Origin of the sequence: Promicromonospora kroppenstedtii DSM 19349 (assembly GCF_000515355.1) — a bacterium.
Taxonomy (GTDB): Bacteria; Actinomycetota; Actinomycetes; order Actinomycetales; family Cellulomonadaceae; genus Promicromonospora; species Promicromonospora kroppenstedtii.
This window is the reverse complement of record NZ_KI911765.1, coordinates 38,606-41,067: the sequence shown is the minus strand read 5'-3', so window position 1 is coordinate 41,067 and position 2,462 is coordinate 38,606. Positions and strand designations below refer to the sequence as shown.

Here is a 2,462-nt window from a genome sequence, read left to right as displayed (position 1 = left end):
CGGCACCGGCCGGCTACGACTCGGCGGGTGCCGCGTCGAGCACCGCGTCGCAGGCCCGGAGCAGCCGGAGCCGGAGCTCACCGGACCGCTGCGCGAACTCGCGCTGTCGCCGCACGTACTCGGCCTTGCCCTGCGGCGTCTCGATCTGCACGGCCGGGACGCCGTACCCGGAGACGTCGTAGGGGGACGCCGCCATGTCGGTCCACCGGATGTCCCGGGCCAGCTCGAACGCGTCGAGCAGCAGGTCCCCGGGCACGGCCGGACCGAGCTTGAGGCACCACTTGTAGAGGTCCATGTTGGCGTGCAGACAGCCCGGCTGCTCCATGCCGACCTGCGCGGCACGGGTCGGCTGGAGCTGGTTGCGCGGCGTCGCCTCCGGCGTGAAGAACCGGAACGCGTCGAAGTGCGAGCAGCGCACGGGGTTGGCCTCGACCACGGCGTCGGTGCCCGCGTGCCCGAGCCGGAGCGGCAGTGGGTGTCGCTGGTCCCGGCCCGCCTCCCGGTCGCGGTAGACCATCGCCCACTCGTGGAGCCCGAAGCAGCCGAACGTCCCTGGGCGCGACGACGTCGCCGCGAGCAGGTCGCGGACGTACCGCACGGTGTCGCCCCGGTCGGCCAGGAATGCTGCGGCGTCCAGGTCGACGACGTCTTGGCCAGCGCCGTCCTGGGCAGCGCCGTCGTAGTTGGCGCCGTCGTGGGCGGCGCCGTCGTAGTTGGCGCCGCCGTGGGCAGCGCCGTCGAGCCGTGTCGTCCGGTGCCAGCGCAAGGTCGTGCGGTCGTCCGGGTCGGGGGCGCCGTTGTTCGCGCCGCTGCCGTTCGAGCTCCCGCCGTCGGCCGGGCTTGTCACGCCGGTGCGTGGCAGCAGCAGCGCGACGCCTGCGCCCGGATGCCAGCGGCGCAGGTGCGCGATCCGCGTCGGGTAGTAGGTGAAGAGGAAATCCTCGATCGCGTGCTTGCGGCCCTCCGCGCGCGCTGCGCGCCATACCGCCGTGAGCGCGTCGGCGCGCTCGGCGTGCGCGGTCGCGAGGGCCAGCCACTCGTCGGGCGGCAGGACTGCCTGGTCCCGAGCGGTGTCCACAGCGGACACCGGGCCGGCGTCTGGACCAGCATTCGGACCAGCATTCGGCTCGGCGTCCAGACCAGCGTCCAGACCAGCGTCCAGACCAGCGTCCGGCTCGTCCGGCGGCGCACCCGGCTCGTCCTGTGCGAGCGGGTGGCGAGCCACCTCGGCCGGGTACGGGACGGTGCCGCGCCCGCGGGGCGCGGTCGGCCCGTCGAGGACTGTGCTCACCGGTCCAGGGTACGGCGGTCCCGGCCCCGCAGTCCGGACACCGTAGGGTGCGACCATGTCCGACCTCCCCCTGCGCCGCCTCGGGCGCTCCGGCCTGTCCGTTCCCGTCGTCGGCCTGGGGTGCAACAACCTCGGCCGCACCGGCACCGTCACCGAGACCGCGGAGGGCGCCACCGCCCTGATCGACGCCGCCATCGACGCCGGGGTGACCTTCTTCGACACCGCGGACGCCTACGGCGCGCGTCCCGGGCTGTCCGAGGAACTGCTCGGCGCCGCGCTCCGGGGCCGGCGCGACGACATGCTGATCGCGACCAAGTTCGGGCTCGACCTGCACGGCGCGAACGGCCAGGACTTCGGCGCTCGCGGGTCGCGCCGGTACATCGTGCGGGCGGCCGAGGCGTCGCTGCGCCGGCTCGGCACCGACTGGATCGACCTCTACCAGCTGCACGCCCCCGACCCGGCGACCCCGCTCGACGAGACGCTCGCCGCGCTCGACGACCTGGTCCGCGCAGGCAAGGTCCGCTACGTGGGCCACTCCAACTTCCGCGGCTGGCAGGTGGCGGACGCCGAGCACGTGGCTCGCGGGACGGGCGGCACGGGCGGGACCCGGTTCGTCTCCGCGCAGAACAAGTACTCGCTGCTGGCCCGCGGCCTGGAGCGTGAGGTGCTGCCCGCGGCGCGGGAGTACGGCATCGGCGTGCTGCCGTACCACCCGCTGGAGAACGGCCTGCTCACCGGAAAGTACACGGGCGGTGCCCGACCCGACGGCTCCCGCCTGGTCACGACCAAGCAGCAGCTCCTGGACACGGCGCCATGGGCGGCCCTGGACCGGTTCGGCACCTTCTGCCGCGAGCGCGGCGTCACCGAGACGGACGTCGCGTTCTCGTGGTTGCTGACCCGGCCTGAGGTGTCGTCGGTGATCGCCGGGGCGACCCGGCCCGAGCAGGTCCGCGGGAACGCCCGGGCCTGGACCTGGACGCCGACGGCGGAGGACCTCGCGGAGCTCGACGAGATCTTCCCGGCCTGACGGCCTGGCCTGACTGCCTGGCCTGACGGCCTGGCCTGACGACTCTGCCTGACGACTCTGCCGGGCTGAGCCCGGCTGGACGATCCCGACCGGACCCGCCCGTCCGGACCCGCCCGTCCGGACCCGCCCGTCCGGACCCGCCCG

2 protein-coding genes are annotated in these 2,462 nt (G+C 74.5%); one reads left to right on the top strand and one right to left on the bottom strand.

Annotated features, from left to right (window positions below; genetic code table 11):
• Nucleotides 1-13 precede the first annotated feature (13 nt).
• Complete coding sequence (locus tag PROKR_RS29700) at nt 14-1,051, bottom strand: hypothetical protein (protein WP_036971527.1); 1,038 nt, start codon at nt 1,049-1,051, stop codon at nt 14-16.
• Between the two features lie 295 nt (nt 1,052-1,346).
• On the opposite strand from PROKR_RS29700, the gene PROKR_RS29695 reads away from it, so the two are divergent.
• Nucleotides 1,347-2,318: an aldo/keto reductase gene (locus tag PROKR_RS29695; RefSeq protein WP_036971393.1), complete on the top strand. Its 972-nt coding sequence runs from the start codon at nt 1,347-1,349 to the stop codon at nt 2,316-2,318.
• The last annotated feature ends 144 nt before the right edge of the window (nt 2,319-2,462 follow it).